The sequence below is a fragment of the Pseudoclavibacter sp. AY1H1 genome (assembly GCF_002931055.1).
In the GTDB taxonomy this organism is placed as follows: domain Bacteria; phylum Actinomycetota; class Actinomycetes; order Actinomycetales; family Microbacteriaceae; genus Pseudoclavibacter.
Map to the genome: position 1 here is coordinate 55,791 of NZ_PSXX01000014.1, position 19,047 is coordinate 74,837.

The window sequence follows — 19,047 nt, forward strand, 5'->3', positions numbered from 1 at the left end:
GAGAAGAGGCGCTTACGATACCCGGATTTCCCCGGTGAATTCCCGCTATCGCCCGGGGAGTTCTCCCCGGGCGAGAGCACTACCAGGAGAACGGCACGGCAGACAGAATGGTGACGCGCTGCTGACCGGCCGGTGGCGTGAAGGTCACCGTGCTGCCGACTCGGCTCCCCAGGATGGCCTCCCCGAGGGGCGAGTCCGACGAGTAGACGTCGATCGCGACGCTCGGGTCCAACCCGGCGAGCACTCTGCTTCCGAGCAGGAAGGTCGCCTCGCGCCCGGCGTCGTCGAAGCGAACCGTGACCTGCATACCGGCCTCGACGAGCCCATCGTCGGGCTTGGCGGTGACCTCGGCATGATCGATGAGCTTTCGAATCTCCCTGCCGCGCGCCGACGAGTCGGCGCCCACGCGCAGCAGCGCCTCGAGCTCGTCCTGCAGGGCACGCAATGCCGTCGGCGTCATCCAGACCGTTTCCACGGGAACCTCCTCTTTCATGTCGCGAGGCGACAAAAGGGTAAACGATCATGATAGCCCAAAAGCCCCCTGAAAAGCCATTTACCCCGAGGATGAGAACGCGCAGGAAATGGACTATGGTCGTCCGGATACCCGCCAGCTGAGAAAAGGGAAGCGAGTAAGAGAATGGCAGACAGAAAGTCCAAGGAAAACGCGAAGAAGGCACCACAGCTCACGCTGAAGGAGCGACGCGCACTCAAGCGAGACAAGACCCAGGCAGAGGACCCGTTCAAGCGAAAGAGCTAGAACGACAGGCCACACGGGACACCTGAGACCACCGGAGGCTCCCATGCGCCTCCTTCGCAGCTCTGAACGAGGTATCAAGCCATGTTTTCGTCGAACCCCGGCGCCTTTTCGGCGCCGGGGCATCGTCACGCAGGAAAAGCAGCCAAGAAGATCGTGCCCAAGCTCATTCTTCGGGGCGACGCGTTACCATGCCTTGCCGCCCTTGATCCACGTTTTCGGACAGATGAAAACGAAGCCTCGACATTCGAGGGACTGGCGGATTCTCCTGTCTCCCTGGTTATCGGAAGGGACGCCTCTCGAAGAGAGAATCGCCGAAGCTTGTCCGACCTCCTCCAGGAGGTCATGCACGACTGCGTCGCGCTCTCCTCGAAGCTGCCGAAGCTGCGCCACGTCATCGTGGTGCTCGCGGACCCGGGCCTCAGTGATTCGATCGTTCTCACCGCCTGCGAGCAGGCCGCCTCGCGACTCTGCGAACGGGTCGCGAGAGAACACGGCGACTACCTGGTCACGACATTTCTCCTCGTCGCCGATTGCGACGACCCTGAGTTGCTCGCTCGACGCATCCGCGACCGAGCCGCGCAGCCACCGGCGACCGATTCCGCCTGCGCACTCACCTGGGACGACATCAGGGACGTCTCCATCGAGTTCGCGGCCATGAATCGCTACGTCTGACACCGGCGCAGTCACTCAGGGGCGTCCGCCTCCTCTGGGAGGCCGACGCGCAGCAGCCGGCGACCCCAGGCTCGCAGCGCGTCGACGAGTTCAGGTGGTCCGACGACCTCGCACCGGGCATCGAGCCTGGCGAGGAGGTAGACGACGTAGTCGAGGTCGTCCGTGCGCATCCGCACCTCGCTCCACCCTTCTTCGAGCTCGAGGACCACACCCCACTGGCCAACCTCAGCCCGTGCGTCCTCGGCTGGCACCTCGACTCGCACGACCGCCTCGTAACGGGTGGGCAGGTTGCGGATGCTCGACTGCACGAACGCGTCAGCATCGCCTCCCGGAATGGGCCGCGAGCCGAAGCTCTTCGGCAAGGACTCGACGCCGCGCATCCGGTCGAGGCGGAACGTGCGCCAGCCGCCCGCCCCCTCGTCGAACGCGACGAGGTACCAGCGGCGGGCGACCGGAACGAGCGCATGCGGCTCGACGAGCCGACTCGAGAGGGCACCATCACGCTTCTCGTAGTCGAACGCCAGCATCGTGCGGTCCCGGCAGGCCGTCGCGACGCTGGCGAGCACGGCGACCTCGACCTGGGGCGCCCCCTCGCGCGCCTGCCCGGCACCGACCGTCGAGCCGATACCAGCAGCGAGCTTGCGCACGTGCATCGGCAGCACTGGCACGATCTTCGCGAGCGCGCCGACCGCCGCGTCCTGCACCCCTTGGACCCCACTGGCAGTCACGGCCCTGAGTCCGAGCACGATCGCCAGGGCCTCCTCGTCGCTGACCATGAGTGGCGGCAGCGAACCGCCAGCGCTCAGCCGGTACCCGCCCCCGACGCCGCGCGTCGTCTCAACCGGGTAGCCGAGCTCCCGGAGCTGCTCGACGTCACGCCGCAGCGTGCGCGGGCTCACCCGGAGCCTCGCGGAGAGCTCATCGCCGGTCCAGAACCGGTGGTTCTGGAGGAGCGTGAGCAGCGTGAGCATGCGGGATCCGGTGGACATGGTCTCATCGTAGAGAGATAGCGGCCAGTATCCGTCCGCAATTACCGTCATCGTGAATCCTGCAAGCATCACCCGACCCGCTTCCGAATGTCGGAGGACAGGTGGATGATGAGAACACCGATTCAGGAAATCAGGGATACGCATGGCCGACACCACACCCCCGTCCACACCTGAAGAACGCTCCTCGGCTCCAGAGGCCTCGCCGCGAGCGCTGCCACATCAGGACGTGCCGACGCTGGCGACCCTGCGCAGCTTCTACCAGGTGCTCGTCAACACGCTCATCGCCAACGTCACGACGAGTTACCTGTGGTTCGCGCTCACCTTCTGGGCGTACCTCGAAACGGGTTCGGTGCTGGCGACGTCCATCATCGGCGGCAGCTACATGCTGCTCGTGGCGGTCTTCGGCATGATCTTCGGCGCGATCGTCGATCACATGAAGAAGAAGGCCGTCATGCTCATCTCGAGCGCGGTGACCCTCATCACCTACCTGCTCGCCGGCGTGCTCTACCTGAGCTTCCCGGAGGAGGCGCTCGTCGACTGGAACGGCATCTGGTTCTGGCTCTTCGCCGGCGTCATCCTGGTCGGCGGGGTCGTCGAGAACCTGCGCAACATCGCGCTGTCGACCACCGTCACGCTACTGGTGCCCGCCGACCGGCGCGACCGGGCGAACGGCCTGGTCGGCACGGTGCAGGGCATCGCGTTCATGGTCACCAGCGTGTTCTCCGGCCTGTCGATCGGCCTGCTCGGCATGGGGCCGACCGTGCTCATCGCGATCGTCGCGACCGCAGTCTCGTTCGCTCACCTCCTCTTCGTGTCGATCCCCGAACGCGGCATCGCCCACGACCCAGAAGCAGGCGCCGCGAAGATCAACTTCCGCGGCGCGATTCCCGCCGTCATGCTCGTGCCCGGCCTGCTCGCGCTCATCCTCTTCACGACGCTCAACAACCTCGTCGGCGGCGTCTTCATGGCGCTCATGGACCCGTATGGCCTCACCCTCTTCTCGGTCGAGATGTGGGGAGTCTGGCTCGGCGTCACGAGCATCGGCTTCATCGTGGGCGGCGGCCTCGTCGCGAAGTTCGGCCTCGGGAAGAACCCCGTCCGCACCCTCCTCATCGTCAACATCGGCGTCGCCCTGCTCGGCGCGACGTTCACCATCCGCGAGTACGGCTGGCTGTTCATCGTCGGCATGTTCATCTTCATGGCGATCATGCCCATCGCGGAGGCGGCAGAGCAGACCGTCATCCAACGCGTGGTGCCGTTCGAGAAGCAGGGACGCGTGTTCGGCTTCGCGGCCACCGTCGAGTCGGCCTCGACGCCCATCAGCGCGTTCATGATCGGCCCCATCGCGGAGTTCTGGCTCATCCCATACATGGAGTCCCGCGAGGGCCAGGAGTCGCTCGGGTGGATGCTCGGCGACGGCGATGCCCGCGGCATCGCGCTGGTGTTCCTGGTCGCGAGCGTCCTGCTGCTCAGCCTCGTCATCGTCGCGTTCGCATCCCCGCAGTACCGTCTCCTCTCGAAGTCGTACGCGGAGACTCCGCCGCCGAACTCGGAGGCAGCCGAGGCCGCTGAAGGGGCTGTCGCCGCGGAGGCACCCGAGGAGGCCGAGCGGCAGCGTTAGGCGTCGCGCCAGGTCTTCGCCACGACCCGGAAATCACCGTCGATATTGGCGAGCGACAGGTGGTCCTCGAAGACCTGGTCGAGGATCCGCAGCCGTACCTTCGCGACGACCAGGTCGGCGGAGAGGAAGTCGAGCGACAGCAGCTCGTCCTCGCGCGCCTGCCCGACCGACTGCGGCGACGGTCGATTGGCGACGATCTCGCGCCACTCGGCGAACGGCATGGCCGTGAACGTCCCGTCGGTGACGTCGAACAGGCTCGCGGAGCTGTCGAAGACCCGGTCGAGCTTGGTGACATCGCACTCGTGCAGCGCTTGGAAGTAGAGGTCGATGGCGGCGGTCACGGCGGGGACTGCGTGGAGTGACATGAGGCGAATCCTTCGGTCGTTGGTGTACCCCTCAATTCAAGCCAGGACGGCGTGGAGACTGAAGGCTCGCTCAACGGACCTGAGCTCTCGAGAGAACAGATTCCACGGTAGTTTCGGTCTCATGCCACCCGATCAACGGTCCAGCCTCGACGGCACCGATCATGCGATCCTCGCGCACCTGCAATCGGACGGTCGTGCCAGCATCGCCGATGTCGCCAGGTCAGTGCTGCTGTCGCCCAGTGCGACGGCGGAGCGGGTGCGCCGCCTCACGGACACCGGCGTCATCACCGGCTACTCGGTCACCGTCGACGCGGAGGCGCTCGGGTACACGGTCATGGCGTTCGTGCGACTCGCCTACCCCTCCGGCAACTACAAGCCGTTCCACGACCTCGTCGCGACGACACCGGAAATCGTGGAAGCCCACCATGTGACCGGGGCAGACTGCTTCATCATCAAGGTGCTCGCCAGGTCGATGCGGGACCTCGAGCGGATCACGGGCCGCCTGGCGACGCTCGGCGGCATCACGACGAGCGTCGTCTACTCCAGCCCGCTCCCTACACGCCACATCTCACCGGCATAACTCACCCGCTTCGGCGAGAATCGCCGTCATGAGCGATCGAGTCTCCCCCAGACAATTTCGGCAAGCGGACGGCACCGCCGACTGGCGGGTCGTGGGTGACGGCGCCCGCGCGAACTTCACGACCGGCGACTTCGCGAGAGGCGCCGCGTTCGTTGCTGAGATCGCCCGCGCCGCCGACGAGGCCGACCATCACCCCGACGTGGACCTCCGCTACGGCTCGGTCATGGTGCGCCTCATCAGCCACGACGTGGGCGACATCAGCGAACGAGACACCGCCCTCGCCGCGCGCATCTCCGAGATCGCCCGCGGGCTGGGCATCGAGGCGAGCACGGGCGCCGTGCAGAGCATCCAGATCGCGATCGACGTCGTCGACCTCGACGCCGCGCTCCCCTTCTGGGAAGCAGTCCTCGCGTACGAGCGGCGCGGTGGCGAAGACCTCGCCGACCCGATCGCCGTCGGACCGAACGTCTGGCTGCAGCAGATCGACGCGCCCCGCGCCGAGCGGAACACGATGCACGTCGACGTGTACGTTCCACGCGACCAGGCTGACGCTCGCGTCGCAGCGGCGCTCGCCGCCGGCGGGCGCATCGTCGACGAAACCAACGCCCCGGAGCACTGGACGCTCGCCGACCCGGAGGGCAACGAAGTCGACGTCGCCCCGTGGCGCGACGACAGCCCATGGAAGCCCGAGTAGCGCGCATCCGCCACCGCAGCGCAGTGCGACGGAAAGTTCAGACCCGAGACGCCCCGAGTCAGCGACCGTTTCGCAGCTGACGACGCCCGCATAGCTTGGCCCGAATACGCCAGGTACCAGCGAGGTGAGGAGTCCCGATGTCCGCGCAACCCAAACCCTCAGCAGTGATGTCGATGGGCACGCTCCGGCTCGTGGAGGCGGGCGAGCAGGTCGAGCCACGAAGGCTCGCGCATGCCAGGACCGACGCGCAGCTCCTCCAAGAGCTGCGCGCACTCCGCCGGGAGAACAGCGACCTCGCCGAGAGACTCCACGAGAGTGAGGCGCGACTCCGGGGCGTTCAGAAGCGACTTCGAGTCCTCCAGAAGGCCCGGGATGAGCGCGTCGGGAGCATCGACTTCGCCGACCAGGAGGAATGGGCTCGCCACCAGATCCACGTCAGCTGGCTGCAGAACTCCTCCGCGATCGACCGGTCCGCGCATCCGCTCGGCGAGTACCTCGTAGGCCCCGCCTTCGCCGCCTCGGTCAGATCACTCGCGCCGCAGCTCCAGGCGAAAGTGTGGCGTGCGGCCGTCGACGTCGTGACCGGACGCGGTCGGCACCTGCACTCGAGGGGCGCGCATCCGCTGCGCAGCGGCAATGGCGCGCACGCCCACGACGTCGTCCGCGACGACGGCGCGAGGTGCTTCCGCTACTCCGTCGGCTTCAAGGCGGCGGGTGCCAGACGCCTGCACGCCTGGCACCTGCCGGACGGGCGAGTGGAGCTCTGCCGCGTCGTCGCCCACGGCGACATGTCACCGTGAGCCGTGGCCGACACCCCGGTCCGGCGGCTCAGACGGCAGCCGCGACATCGAGCACCCAGGTCACCCCGAAGCGGTCGCGGAGCATCCCGAAGCCCGCCGACCATGCCGAGGCGGCGAGCGGCTCGATGACGGCGGCCTCCACGGACAGGGCATCCCAGTAGGCGGTGATCTCGTCGAGCGTGTCCCCGCTCGCCGCGAGGAAGAAGGGCTGGGTCGTCACGGTGGCGCCCTGCTCCCGCCGCGTCTCCCCCACCGCGCCCGCGAGCCCCTCGGCAGCTTCGCCGAGGGTGTCGTAGGCGAGCACGCGGAAGCCGTTGGGGGCATCCACTCTGCCGAACACGACATTGGATGCGCCCGGCAGCTCGGCGGGCATCCCGAACTGCGCATAGGTGGCGATCGAGACCTCGCCGCCGAAGACGCCCGCGTAGAACTCGAGTGCCTCGCGCGCGGTGCCGGCGAAGTTGAGGTGGGTCGTCGTGGTGATGCTCATGGTGTTCCCGCTTCCTGACTGGATTCGAAGGTGCGCGGCTCGTGCCGCTGCGGCGAGGATGACAGCAGTAGCGGACGGGTTCGGTCCTCTACTCGGGGGACACTGATCGCATGACCTCGGCAACCTCCTCGCGCATCCTCACCCTGCTGTCGCTATTGCAGACTCGGCGAGAATGGTCGGGCCTGGAGCTCGCCGAGCGTCTCGACGTGACCCCGCGCACCGTTCGCCGCGACATCGACCGGCTGCGCGAGCTCGACTATCGGATCGAGGCATGGAAAGGGCCCGCGGGCGGCTACCGCCTCGCGGCCGGCTCGGAGCTGCCACCGCTGCGGTTCGACGACGAGCAGGCCGTCGCGATCGCGGTGGCACTGCGCGGTGCGCCCGCACTGGGGGTCGACATCGACGATGCCGCCGCGCGTGCCCTGGAGACGGTGCGACAGGTCATGCCGTCCAGGTTGCGGCACCGGGTCGATGGCATCCGCTTCACGGGGTCGGCCGGCGCGCGGGCCGGGGAGCTCGTCGACCCAGACGTGCTCGAGCTCGTGAGCCGAGCGGCCCAGGAGCACCGCGTGCTGCGGTTCGACTATGCGGGCGGCTCGTCGCACGTCGCCGTCGGCGCGGCGACCCCGACGCCCCCTCGGCGGGTCGAACCGCACACGGTGCTCGCACGGAACGGGCGCTGGTACCTCGTCGCCTGGAACCTCGACCGGAGTGTGTGGCGCGTCTACCGAGTGGACCGGATCGTGCCGCGGAGCCAGCTGGGCGCCCGCTTCGAGGAGCGGCAGCTGCCGAGCGGCGACGCCGCCGCCTTCCTCGCGGCGCGGTTCACAGGCTCGAGCGCGGAAGACCGGTGGCCGTGCACGGGCGACCTGCTCCTCCGCGTTCCAGCGCGCGAAGCCGCGAAGTGGTTGCCGGATGCGGTGGTCACCGAAGTCGACGACTCCTCCTGTCGGCTGCTGCTCGGCTCGTGGTCGTGGACCGGCATCCTCGCGTCGATCACGAGGTTCGATGCCGACTTCACGGTGCTCGGCCCGCAGCAGCTCGTCGAAGCATCCACGGCTCTCGCCGAGCGCCTTGCAGCGGCGAGCCGGCGTCCCTGAGCGTGGTCGGAGGTGGGACCCCGAGAATGATCGGATGCCTACGCTCATCGTGACCGCGCATCCCGACGAAGATTCCCTGACCCACGCCGCGGCGCTGCAGCTGCGCGAACGCCTCGAAGCAGACGGCGTGGAGGTGGAGCTCGCGCACCTCGCGCAGGAGGGCTTCGACCCGCGGTTCACCGCGCGCGACCGCGCAGATTACAAGGGCGGGGCGATCACAGGTCCCGACGTGCTCGCCGAGCAGGCGCGACTCGACCGCGCGAGCGATGTCGTCCTTGTGTTCCCCGTCTTCTGGTGGTCGATGCCGGCGCTGCTGAAGGGGTGGATCGACCGCGTCTTCATCACCGGGTGGGCCTTCGAGCTGGGCGACGACGGCCGCGTGCTGGGGAAGCTCGGGCATCTGACGGCGCACCTGCTGCCGGTCTCCGGCTTCTCGGAGGCGTCCTTCGCGCGGCATGGCTACGAGGAGTCATTCAGCACGCAGATCGAGCACGGCGTCTTCGACTACTGCGGCATGTCGCGCGGGGCGAAGGCGTTTATCCGCGAGTCGGAGGATTCGGCTTCGGTGAAGCTGGGCCTCGAGGCCGCCGTCGCAACGGTAGCCGCGGCGGTCGGAGCACCGAGCAAGGTCTGACACGAGCGGGCTACGCTCACCCCCATGACCGACAAGCTCGTCTTCAGTGGTGAAATCGTGAACCCGGAATGGATGCCCTCCTGGTCCGTCATCGAGGTGCCCGGATCCAAGGAGTTCTTCGGCACCGGCAAGTCGGTGAAGGCCGACACGACCGTCGACGGGGTGGCCGTGACCTCCGCGCTCATGCCGACCGGGCAGGGGGACCATTTCATCTCGGTGAGCGCGGCGCTCAGGAAAAAACTCAAGAAGGACGTCGGCGACCGCGTCGACGTGGTGATCGGGCGGCTCCCGGGGAAATAGGCCCCCGCTACTTCGATCTCGCCTGGTAGGCGGCGCCGATGACGATGCCGACGAGCATCCCGAGGCCAGCGCCGAGCGCGAGGTTGTCGAACAGGAGCATCCCGATCGCCGCGCCGAACGGCAGGCCGAGCGCGATCCCGGTGCCAACCGCGTTCGCGGACTTCATGCCTGAGCCTTCCGAGCGTTCCGGTTCCGTCATGCAGGCAACGGTACGCAGAGTTTCTGTCGCGAACCCTGGCTATGCACCGTTGTGCCCGCCGGTGAGCGCAATTTCCAGGGCCTCCCACGCGCTGCGGCATTCGATCGGGTCGTCACCCCACCACTGAAGCGGTGTCTTCGACACTGCTTCCGGCCCGCGCACGGCACAGCCTTCAAAGGAGCCGCTGAGTCTCATGCTCTTCAAGCTCGCCCTGGTAGCGCCATCTGAGAAGCAATCGCTCTGCACCACCCGCCATAGTGCGGATCGAGTTCACGCTGAACGCGTCACCGTGCTCGACGACGAACGGGCAATCACGATCAAGGCTCACGAGTCCGTCGTACTCGGGTGGGTCCGCGGTGAAGCTCAGCACCTCGATGTGTTTCGAAGACTGGTTGGCGAGAGTGAAGTTGCTCCCATCGGCTGACTGCAGCGCTGTCCATTCAGGAGGGAGCGCCCGCCGCTGCGCTTCGAGCGACAGCTCCGCGATCTCGTTGCCCTCACCGGAGATGCGGTTGGCCTGGATCGCGCGCCGGTTGGCGTCCAACGCGATCACCAGCGAAACTGCGGCGACGACCGCCGAGACCAGGGCGATCCACTCGGATGCGTTCATGGCTGACTCCAAGTTGTACTCGGTAGCCCGAACTCGGGCGTCGCTGTGTTGGTGGTGGTGAACATGAGGTTCCTCCTGGTTGTTCTCATGAAGACAGACGGTCGCGGTGCTCCGCTCAGCTGGTAGGCACGGCCCACTCCCAGCCCGTTGGCGCATGCGGTGCGAGTACGACCGATGATGTCCCGATCGGCACGTCGAGTACGACGTAGCCGGAGACGCTCTGCCCCGGGCCGATCTCACCGGGCAGGCGCTGCGCCTGGTCCATGCAGCTGTACCCATTGCCCATGACGTCGTTGACTCGCTTGCCTTCGGCGTCATATGCCTGCCATGCCCACTCACTGAAGCTGACGGACGGGTAGGGCTCGCTGACGAGTTCCGGCATCGTCTCGACGTTCATCTGCAGAGCGACATACTGCCCACTCGCTGGCGTCGAGGAGTACGGCGCGTCACACGTGTAGTTGGGAATGATGTCGGTGACGACGAACTTCGCGACGGAGATGTCGTCCTTCTTCGAGGAGGTGAGACCGGCGAGCTGTCCGATCTGCTTGACGAGATTGCCTCGGTCGTTGGTCTCGACAGGCCCGAATTCGCCGTTCGTTGTTTCAGCAGCCTCGCTTGTCGGTGTGACGCTGGCAGGTGGCGTTGACGCCGGGCTTCGGTGCGCAGCGCTGGATGCGGTCGGTGCCTGCGACTCCGGAGTTTCGGTCGTGCATCCGGTCACGGCCAGCAGGCTAAAGCCGAGGCTAGCCGCGAAGGCGAGACGAAGGATGGTGGTCTTGTGGGTGGTGTTGTGCACGTTAGCTCCTCACGTCGTGGCGCCAGGGTGGCGCGAATGAACTCAGAATGAGCTAGTGAAGACCTCAATTTTACAATTTGACGATAACCCGGGTTATCACAGCTTGGTTTAGCGATGATCGACCTTGGGCTTACGCTCGTGTCATCAGCCCAACCGGGAAGGAGCAGCGCATGCACGACCTCATGTCTCTCGGCGACGTTGCTCGTCTTGCGGGTGTTCAACGACCCGTGGTCTCGGTATGGCGCAGCCGTTTCAAGACGGGGCCGAACGCTTTCCCTCCACCCACCACCGGTGGCCCTGATCTTCATCAACCCGGGCAACGGTCGGGTGCGCGCCGTCCGTTCTTTGATCGCACGGCAGTGGCCGAGTGGCTACGGGAGACAGGCCACGGGCACAACGTCGAGGCAGAGCTCGACTCTCCTGCGTTCTCGATTGCCCGTGTCGTGGAGACGCCAATGGGCAAAGATCGGCTGCTCGCATTGCTCGCGCTCAGAGCCGTTACTGGGGAAGACGTTGGCGGTAGGTCAGCAGACGAGCTCCTGGGCCTCGCCGATGGATGCCGGCTTGCGACCGATCTCTTCCCAGACGCATGCACGCTGTTTGACGGCGACGCGGAAACGCTTGAGCTGGCATCGCTGGCCGACGAGCTCAGCGACGCGGCTTTCAGCACGGCGCGCGCTGCGGACCGAGTTGTTGAAGAGCGTGTGCGCGTGTCTCGGGAGCCACCGTTGATCGATAGGGCGGCGCAGTCATGGTTTGCCTCGCTGATTGCACAGCTCCTTGTTTCCCAGGCGACTGACACTTCTTCGCTGGTGCTGCATGCGGATGGGGCCATGGCGTGCACGCTCGCACTGGCCGCCAGCGAGCAGGTCCCCGAGCACGCGTCAGTCACCTACCGCTTTGAGGGAGATCAGGCCTTGGCTTCGCGCCGCCAGGCCGCGACCCGCGAGCTATGGATTGGCCCGGCCGGCAACGCGGAGGAAGTCGCGGACGGACAGACCTCGCGGGGCAACTCCCGGGCCACCACGTCAACCGTGCGCATCGTGGACCTAGCCTCGACGGCTGCGTTGACCGACCTCGAAAGCGCGTTTGAGCGCCCACCGGGCGACGTCCTCTTGATTCTCGGTGCGGCATCATTGTTGACCGCAGCGCTGGCGACCCCGAGTGAAACTGCTCAACGTGCGGCGTTGCTCCGCACGGGCCGCGTTCGCGCGGTCGTGGCCCTACCTGAGGGCATCGACCCTCGCGCTCCGCGCCGCAGACTCGCCATGTGGCTGGTGTCGACCGCTCAGGACGATCAGGACGCAGACCGCCGCTGGACGAGTCTCGCTGACCTGCGTGGTCGAGCAATTTCGCTGCGATTGGACTCCGCTGATGCGGCAGCCCTCGCGAGCGACCTTCTCGCAGTTTCAGGCGGTACAGGGGCCTTGCGCTCACGCGCCTTCACCTACCTTCGCCCCGCGTCGCTCCCATTGGTTCTCGCTCGCCGTGGAGCCTTGACGGAGTCAGCTGAAGAGCTCTCGCATGCGGCTCGCCCGGTCGAGCTTGCCCCCTCGCAGGCGGCTTCGACCGCGTCGAGACTTGCTGAGCTCGCGGACGCGGTGCGCAGGCGTTCCGGGGAAGCGGAGCTGCTCCGAACCGTTGAGCTGGCACCTGAGACTGCCCCGGCGGCACTACCCTCAGCGACACTGGGCCGGTTGCGAACGGATGGGCACGTGCGCTTGGTACAGGGCACCCGTCTTGTGGTTCCCATCCGATCAGACCGGCGAGCTGGCCACTCGCCCAGCGCGATCGAATCGAGTGGCACCACAGTGCTCGGCCTCGCGGAGCTCCTTGGGGAAATGCGACCAGGATCGCGTCGAGTGGATCCGTTCGATCTTGCAAGCGAGCATCCACGCTCCCGCCTGACGGAGCCGGGCGACGTCGTGTTCGCGACTTCGCCGAGGCCGTTGGCGCTCGTCGACTCGGACGGATATTCCGTGGTCGAGGCTCCGGCACGCATTCTGCGGATCAACGAGTCAGACTCGGCGGGACTCCTGCCCCGAGCACTTGCTCTGGAGATCACACAGCAGGCACCCGACGGGACGGACTGGATGCAGTGGCGCGTGCGCCGTGCTGTCCCGAAAGCTCGCCCACTGCTGGAACGAACGCTGGAAACGGCGAACGCAGCCCGAGCCGCGCTCGAAGCGGCTCTGGCCTCACTCGCGGAGTGGGAGAAGCTGGCGACCGCTGGCATCACGGGCGGCATGCTGACCGACGCGAGCCTCCCCGAAGCCGAGGGCATCGAACAAGACCACCTCTCGCGGGGCGCGAAGCCGCTCGCCGGAACAGACATATCGAACACTGAGAGAAACGAGGCCCGATGATGGCGAAGGTCAAAGCGGACGCGAACGCGCCGACGAGCATGAAGGAGCTGAAGGACACGCTGTGGAAGGCGGCCGACAAGCTCCGCGGGTCGATGGACGCGTCGCAATACAAGGACATCATCCTGGGCTTGGTCTTTCTGAAGTACGTATCGGATGCGTTCGAGGAGCGTCGCGGACAGATCTTCGCCGAGCTCGAGGCGGAGGGGTATGAGGTGTCGGCAATCGAGGAGATCGCAGCGGACCCCGACGAATACCTGGGCAGCGGGGTGTTCTGGGTGCCAGAGCAGGCCCGTTGGACGTTTCTCGCACAGAACGCTAAGGGCTTCACACCGGCACCTGGTGAGGCGGAGCAGTCGATCGGTGAGCTTGTGGACGCGGCGATGGAGATGATCATGCGCCGCAACCCGTCGTTGCAGGGCACGCTGCCGCGCATCTTCAACCGCGACAACGTCGACCAGCGTCGCCTGCGCGAGCTGGTCGACCTGTTCAACTCGTCGCGCTTCACGGGTGAGGGGCAGACGAAGGCCCGCGACCTGCTGGGTGAGGTGTACGAGTACTTCCTGGAAAAGTTCGCGAAGGCAGAGGGCAAGCGGGGTGGCGAGTTCTATACGCCGGCCGGTGTCGTTCGAGTACTGGTGGAAATGCTGGAGCCTGATCATGGTCGCGTGTACGACCCGGCGTGCGGGTCGGGCGGCATGTTCGTGCAGGCGGAGAAGTTCCTCGCCTCGCACAACCGTGAGGGCAGCGAGATCTCCGTCTTCGGACAGGAGCTGAACGAGCGCACGTGGCGGATGGCGAAGATGAACCTCGCGATTCACGGCCTGCACGGGAACCTCGGGTCCAGGTGGGGTGACACTTTTGCGCGGGACATCCACCCAGATCTGCAGGCCGACTTCGTCATGGCGAACCCGCCGTTCAACATCAAGGACTGGGTGCGCAACGAGTCCGACCCGCGGTGGCGGTTCGGGGTGCCGCCGAAGAACAACGCCAACTACGCGTGGCTGCAGCACATCGTGTCGAAGCTCGCGCCGGGCGGTTCCGGTGGTGTGGTGATGGCGAACGGGTCGATGTCGTCCAACTCGGGCGGCGAGGGCGAGATCCGCGCGCAGCTTGTTGAAGCTGACCTGGTGTCGTGCATGGTTGCGTTGCCGACGCAGCTGTTCCGATCGACGGCGATTCCCGTGTGCGTGTGGTTCTTCGCGAAAGACAAGAGCGCAGGCAAGGGCGGGTCTGTTGACCGTCGCGGTCAGGTGTTGTTCCTGGATGCGCGTGGCATGGGCCACATGGTCGACCGCGCTGAGCGTGCCCTCAGTGATGAGGACATCGCGAAGATCGCGAGCACCTTCCACTCCTGGCGGGGCAAGGTGGATGCGGACGGCGTCGAACCCGCCCCCTATGAGGACGTGCCCGGGTTTGCCTACTCGGCGCCGATCGATGAGATCAAGGCCGCGGACTACGCGCTCACCCCGGGCCGGTACGTTGGTGCCGCCGCTGTCGAAGAGGACGCGGAACCGCTCGAAGCCAAGCTCGCGCGCCTCACGGATGAGCTGGAAACGCAGTTCGCGGAATCCGAGCGCCTCGCGGCGGTCGTGCGCGAGCAGTTGAGGAGGGTGAAGTGAGCGATCTCAACCGCCCCCTAGGAGAACTGATCACTCTGCAGCGAGGAAACAGCTACAAGAGCGAGTTTATCGGACAGGCCGGCCCCGTTCTTCTCGGGCTAGGCACTATCGAGCGTAACGGAGGGTTCAGGGCCGACAACCTCCGAACGTATGGCGGCCCAACCTCGGACAAGATTCTGCTCGACCCTGGGGACCTCTTCATCTCGCTCAAAGATGTGACCCACGCAGCCGAACTTTTGGGTTCCGTGGCCAGAGTCCCGGAAGGCTTCCCCAAAGCTCGCCTTACACAGGACACAGTGCGAATCACTCTCGTCGGTGACACGATCAATGCCGATTATCTCTACTGGGCCTTACGCACGCCGCAGTATCGCGCCCACTGCCAGGCGCGCGGGACCGGCACCACTAATCTCGACCTGAGCCGCGCTGATCTCTTTGCATATCGTGTTCGCGTCCCGCAACTTGCTGAACAGTGCGCGATCGCGCAGGTGCTGGGTGCGCTCGACGACAAGATCGCCGCCAACTCGAAGCTTCTCGCCTCGGTCGATGACCTCCAGCGCACGTCATACCTGAGCGCATCTACCAATGGCGCCTCGGTTCCGCTGAGTTCTCTAGGACGCTTCGTCAATGGCCGCGCACTCACCAAAGGCGCGTCGGGAACTGGCCGAGTCGTTATCCGCATCGCGGAGATGAACAGCGGCCTTGGTGGTTCCACCGTTTATTCGGATGCTGAAGTACCAGCAGACCACGTGGCCGCACCTGGCGACATTCTGTTTGCTTGGTCGGGTTCGTTGACGCTCGCGAGGTGGTTCCGGGACAGTGGGATTATTAATCAGCACATCTTCAAAGTGCTCCCCAACGCGGATGTTCCCGCTTGGTTGATTTTCGAAGCCGTCCGCTCGAAACTCATCGATTTCAAACAGATTGCTGCGGACAAGACCACGACCATGGGCCACATCCAGCGACGTCACTTGGACGAACCCGTGCAAGTCCCGACGCCGCACCACGTGGCGGCGATGGATGAGCGCATGCAAGCTCTCTGGGCGCTTGCGCTGACGCTGGAGCGGGAAAAGCTCACCCTGGCCGAAACGCGGGACGCCTTGCTCCCACACCTGATGTCAGGCCGTCTCACCGTACGCGACGCTGAGAAGACCGTGGAGGACCTCGTATGAGCGCGCACGCATCCGCTGGCCGCGGTGGGTACAGCGAGAACGACCTCGAGCTCCTGACCGTCGACAGTCTCGGGGAACTTGGCTGGAAGCCTGTCGACGGCGACAGGATCGCGCCCGGAACCGGGGAGCGCGAGGCGTGGGACGAGTTGCACACCCGCCCTCGTCTGCTCGATGCGATGCTGCGCCTCAACCCTGACGTGCCCACCGAGTATGTGAAGCAGGCGCTCGCCGAGCTGCTCACGCCGAGCTCAGCCGACGCGATAACGGAGAACTTCCGCCTCCACCGCGCCCTCACGGAGGGCACACGCATCACCTACTACGACGAGGCTGGCGTCGAGCACACGCCAACACTGCGCGTCGTCAGCACACGCCCCGAGGAGAACGACTGGCTCGTCGTGCGGCAGGTCACGATCCGCAACCGCGAGTATCAGCGTCGATTCGACGTCGTGCTGTACCTCAATGGCATGCCCGTTGTCGTGGTCGAACTGAAGCGGCCCAGCGCGAAAGCGGCGACCGTCGCATCCGCTCGCAACCAACTCGGCACATATCTGTCTGAATTCCCGCTCGCGTTCCGCTTCTGCCTGCTCACCATCGCGAGCGACGGCTACGGCGCGCTGTACGGCACCCCCTTCACGCCACTCAATCACTTCTCGCCCTGGAACGTCGACGACGACGGGCGCCCCCTCGAACCGAACCGCACGGAAGACGGCGAGACGGTGCTGGCCCTCGAAGACCTCCTCAACGGAGTCGGCAACCAGGAGCGCTTCCTACAACTGCTGCGCAACTTCACCGCGTTCGACGAGAACGCTGCAGGTCTCACGAAGCGCATCGCAAAACCGCACCAGTACTTCGCCGTTGCGAAGGCAGTCGCGGCGACGATCAACGCTTCAACCACGAACGGCAAGGCCGGTGTCGTCTGGCACACGCAGGGTTCCGGCAAGTCCATGGAGATGGAGCTGTACACGCATCTCGTCATGGCACGCCCCGAACTGCAGAACCCCACCGTCGTCGTCGTCACCGACCGCAACGAGCTCGACGGGCAGCTCTACGACGGGTTCAAGCAGAGCCGCCTTCTCCCCGAGGTGCCCGCGCAGGTCGGTTCGCGCGAGCAGCTGCGCCGCGAGCTCACCGAGCGTCGCACCGGAGGCATCCTCTTCACGACGCTGCAGAAGTTCTCCATCTCGAAGGATGAGAAGGACGCGGGGCTCAAGCATCCGCTGCTCACCGACCGCCGCAACGTCATCGTCGTCGTCGACGAGGCGCACCGCAGTCACTACGACGACATCGACGGCTACGCCGCACACCTGCGCGACGCTCTCCCCTACGCGACGCTCATCGCATTCACGGGCACGCCCATCTCGTTCGACGAACGCGATACCCGCGACACGTTCGGCGATTACATCGACATCTACGACCTCACCCGCTCCGTCGACGACGGAGCGACGGTGCCGGTCGCGTTCGAGCCGCGCCTCATCAAGGTGACCAGGGCCGAGGAACTCACAGAAGAAGACCTCAACCGGGCCGCCGACGAAGCAACCGTCGGCATCGACGACACAGAGCGTGCACGCCTCGAATCATCCGTGGCGGTCGTCAACGCCGTCTACGGCGCGCCGGAGCGCATAGAGGAGCTAGCGCGAGACATCGTCGAGCACTGGGAAAACCGTCGCGCGCAGATGGAGCCATTCATCGGCGGACCAGGAAAGGCGCTCATCGTGGGCGCGACCCGGCAGATATGCGCCGACCTGTACGCGGCGATCGTGAGCATCCGCCCCGACTGGCACAGCGATGCTCTCGATGGCGGAGTGATCAAGGTCGTCTACTCGGGCAACGCTTCCGACCCAGCCCCCATCCAGAACCATGTTCGGCGGGAGTCGCAGAACAAGGCCATCAAGGCGCGTCTCAAGGACGGCTCCGACGAGCTCGAGCTGGTCATCGTGAAGGACATGATGCTGACCGGGTTCGACGCGCCCGCCCTGCACACCCTGTACCTCGACCGGCCGCTGAAGGGGGCGCTGCTCATGCAGACCCTCGCCCGCGTGAACCGCACGTACAAGCAGAAAAAGGACGGCCTGCTCGTCGCGTACGCGCCGCTCGTCGACAATCTGCAGGCAGCGCTGTCGGAGTACACCGTCGACGACCGAAACACGAAGCCCGTCGGGCGTAATACGGAAGAAGCCGCCGAGGTGGCGCAGAAGTTCTTGTCGCAGCTGCGGTCACTTCTGTCGGGGTTCCCGTGGCGGGAGACCCTCGACCGGGGCGGACCGAAGGCGTGGCTGAACGCCGTGTCGGGGTCGGCGTCGTACCTGCGGCGCCCGGAGAACAACCCGACTCCGCGGGTCGTGGAGTTCGTGGCAATGGATGCAGCTGGTCCTGACGCCGCTTCTGACAATGGTGAGTTTGAGGGACTCGCTTCGCAGTTCCGCACTGCGGCGAGCGGCCTGGCCCGGTCGTGGGCACTTGCATCTGGCCTGACGACCCTGGCGGAGGTGCGCGACGAGGTGCGTTTCTTTGAGGACGTGCGCGTCACGATGGCGAAATTCGACGCGAGCGAACGACAGGCGAGCGGTGAGCCGATCCCCGAGGATGTGCAGCTGCTCCTGAGCTCGCTGATCGCTTCGGCGACGGCGGCTGGCGGTGTCGTGGATATCTATGACGCAGCCGGCATCGACAAGCCACGCCTGCAGGACCTGACGCCGGAGTTCGCGGCGAGAGCGCAGGAGTCCCGAAACCCGCACCTCGCGTTGGAGGCGCTGCGCGATCTCCTGGTAGGCGAGACGAAGGTCGTCACGCGTGGCAACGTGGCGCGCGAACGCGCCTTCGCCGAGCGCATTGCCGAACTGATGTTGAAGTACACGAACCAGCAGCTCACGGCTGCTGAAGTCATCGCCGAGTTGGTGGCGCTGGCCGGTGACGTGTCGCGTGAGGCGTCTCGAGGTGAGTCGTTCACGCCGCCGCTCAACAACGATGAGCTGTCGTTCTACGACGCGGTCGCGACTAACGAGGTGGCAGTGGATGTGCAGGGCACCGACGTGCTCGCACAGATCGCCCGCGAGCTTGTCGCAGTGATGCGCCGCGACGTGCGCACCGACTGGACTGTGCGCGACGACGTGCGCGCAAAGCTGCGCTCCTCCATCAAGCGTTTGCTCATGAAGTACAAGTACCCACCAGACAAGCAGCCGGAGGCGATCGGCCTCGTCATGGAGCAGATGGAAGCGATGGCCCCGAGGTTCGCGGATGAGCGGGCGGACAGGACTGAGGATCGATGACGTCACAACTTGAGTGCAAC

At 65.9% G+C, this 19,047-nt stretch carries 19 protein-coding genes; 12 read left to right on the forward strand and 7 right to left on the reverse strand.

All coding sequences use genetic code 11. The features are described from left to right. Positions 1-79: 79 nt before the first annotated feature. A complete protein-coding gene (locus C5E05_RS17235) occupies positions 80-475 on the reverse strand; it encodes a GreA/GreB family elongation factor (RefSeq protein WP_219819575.1) in 396 nt (131 codons plus the stop codon). A 600-nt stretch (positions 476-1,075) separates the two neighbouring features. Between C5E05_RS17235 and C5E05_RS17240 the strand changes: the two genes are divergently transcribed. Further along, positions 1,076-1,429, forward strand: coding sequence for a hypothetical protein (locus C5E05_RS17240; protein ID WP_104342616.1), 354 nt, complete (start codon positions 1,076-1,078; stop codon positions 1,427-1,429). Between the two features lie 11 nt (positions 1,430-1,440). Here the strand turns inward: C5E05_RS17240 and C5E05_RS17245 are convergent, their stop codons facing one another. After that, positions 1,441-2,418 (reverse strand): YafY family protein, encoded by a 978-nt coding sequence (locus C5E05_RS17245; RefSeq protein ID WP_181059713.1) that lies wholly within the window; start codon positions 2,416-2,418, stop codon positions 1,441-1,443. Positions 2,419-2,560: 142 nt separating this feature from the next. On the opposite strand from C5E05_RS17245, the gene C5E05_RS17250 reads away from it, so the two are divergent. Continuing rightward, positions 2,561-4,039, forward strand: coding sequence for an MFS transporter (locus C5E05_RS17250; protein WP_104342618.1), 1,479 nt, complete (start codon positions 2,561-2,563; stop codon positions 4,037-4,039). Here the strand turns inward: C5E05_RS17250 and C5E05_RS17255 are convergent. Further along, the gene (locus tag C5E05_RS17255) at positions 4,036-4,404 is read right to left on the reverse strand and encodes a nuclear transport factor 2 family protein (RefSeq protein ID WP_104244737.1); all 369 of its coding nucleotides are present in this window, start codon (positions 4,402-4,404) and stop codon (positions 4,036-4,038) included. The two genes, C5E05_RS17250 and C5E05_RS17255, sit on opposite strands and share 4 nt — an antisense overlap. Positions 4,405-4,525: 121 nt before the next feature. On the opposite strand from C5E05_RS17255, the gene C5E05_RS17260 reads away from it, so the two are divergent. The 3 genes from C5E05_RS17260 (at position 4,526) to C5E05_RS17270 (ending at position 6,478) form a co-directional block, all read left to right on the forward strand. After that, a complete protein-coding gene (locus tag C5E05_RS17260) occupies positions 4,526-4,984 on the forward strand; it encodes an Lrp/AsnC family transcriptional regulator (protein WP_104342619.1) in 459 nt (152 codons plus the stop codon). 28 nt (positions 4,985-5,012) lie between these two features. Beyond that, entirely contained in the window at positions 5,013-5,678 is a 666-nt protein-coding gene (locus C5E05_RS17265) for a VOC family protein (RefSeq protein ID WP_104342620.1), read from the forward strand. 137 nt (positions 5,679-5,815) lie between these two features. Then, a complete protein-coding gene (locus C5E05_RS17270) occupies positions 5,816-6,478 on the forward strand; it encodes a hypothetical protein (protein WP_146081160.1) in 663 nt (220 codons plus the stop codon). A 28-nt stretch (positions 6,479-6,506) separates the two neighbouring features. On the opposite strand, the gene C5E05_RS17275 is transcribed toward C5E05_RS17270, so the two are convergent. Beyond that, positions 6,507-6,968 carry a VOC family protein gene (locus C5E05_RS17275; RefSeq protein WP_104342621.1) on the reverse strand — a complete coding sequence of 154 codons (462 nt, stop codon included), beginning with the start codon at positions 6,966-6,968 and terminating at the stop codon, positions 6,507-6,509. Positions 6,969-7,078: 110 nt separating this feature from the next. Between C5E05_RS17275 and C5E05_RS17280 the strand changes: the two genes are divergently transcribed. From C5E05_RS17280 to C5E05_RS17290, 3 genes are read left to right on the forward strand one after another with little or no spacing between them, the layout of a single operon-like run. After that, positions 7,079-8,068, forward strand: a complete 990-nt coding sequence (locus C5E05_RS17280) for a YafY family protein (RefSeq protein ID WP_104342622.1) — start codon at positions 7,079-7,081, stop codon at positions 8,066-8,068. A gap of 34 nt (positions 8,069-8,102) precedes the next feature. Further along, the gene (locus C5E05_RS17285; RefSeq protein ID WP_104342623.1) at positions 8,103-8,702 is read left to right on the forward strand and encodes an NAD(P)H-dependent oxidoreductase; all 600 of its coding nucleotides are present in this window, start codon (positions 8,103-8,105) and stop codon (positions 8,700-8,702) included. Between the two features lie 24 nt (positions 8,703-8,726). Then, complete coding sequence (locus C5E05_RS17290; protein ID WP_104342624.1) at positions 8,727-9,002, forward strand: DUF1905 domain-containing protein; 276 nt, start codon at positions 8,727-8,729, stop codon at positions 9,000-9,002. A gap of 7 nt (positions 9,003-9,009) precedes the next feature. On the opposite strand, the gene C5E05_RS19895 is transcribed toward C5E05_RS17290, so the two are convergent. The 3 genes from C5E05_RS19895 to C5E05_RS17300 form a co-directional block, all read right to left on the reverse strand. Continuing rightward, complete coding sequence (locus tag C5E05_RS19895) at positions 9,010-9,201, reverse strand: glycine zipper family protein (RefSeq protein WP_146081161.1); 192 nt, start codon at positions 9,199-9,201, stop codon at positions 9,010-9,012. A gap of 172 nt (positions 9,202-9,373) precedes the next feature. Then, complete coding sequence (locus C5E05_RS17295; protein WP_104342625.1) at positions 9,374-9,811, reverse strand: hypothetical protein; 438 nt, start codon at positions 9,809-9,811, stop codon at positions 9,374-9,376. Positions 9,812-9,926: 115 nt separating this feature from the next. Next, complete coding sequence (locus C5E05_RS17300) at positions 9,927-10,607, reverse strand: hypothetical protein (RefSeq protein ID WP_104342626.1); 681 nt, start codon at positions 10,605-10,607, stop codon at positions 9,927-9,929. Positions 10,608-10,777: 170 nt separating this feature from the next. Here C5E05_RS17300 and C5E05_RS17305 point away from each other — a divergent pair, with 170 nt between their 5' ends. The 4 genes from C5E05_RS17305 to C5E05_RS17320 are packed head-to-tail and all read left to right on the forward strand — an operon-like array spanning position 10,778 to position 19,027. Beyond that, complete coding sequence (locus C5E05_RS17305) at positions 10,778-12,973, forward strand: hypothetical protein (RefSeq protein WP_146081162.1); 2,196 nt, start codon at positions 10,778-10,780, stop codon at positions 12,971-12,973. After that, positions 12,970-14,592 (forward strand): class I SAM-dependent DNA methyltransferase, encoded by a 1,623-nt coding sequence (locus tag C5E05_RS17310; protein ID WP_104342628.1) that lies wholly within the window; start codon positions 12,970-12,972, stop codon positions 14,590-14,592. Before C5E05_RS17305 ends, C5E05_RS17310 begins: the two co-directional genes overlap by 4 nt. Next, on the forward strand, positions 14,589-15,761 hold the full coding sequence (locus tag C5E05_RS17315; protein WP_104342629.1) for a restriction endonuclease subunit S: 1,173 nt from the start codon (positions 14,589-14,591) through the stop codon (positions 15,759-15,761). The genes C5E05_RS17310 and C5E05_RS17315 overlap by 4 nt, the downstream gene beginning before the upstream one ends. Beyond that, positions 15,758-19,027 (forward strand): type I restriction endonuclease subunit R, encoded by a 3,270-nt coding sequence (locus C5E05_RS17320; protein ID WP_104342630.1) that lies wholly within the window; start codon positions 15,758-15,760, stop codon positions 19,025-19,027. The genes C5E05_RS17315 and C5E05_RS17320 overlap by 4 nt, the downstream gene beginning before the upstream one ends. Positions 19,028-19,047 lie beyond the last annotated feature (20 nt).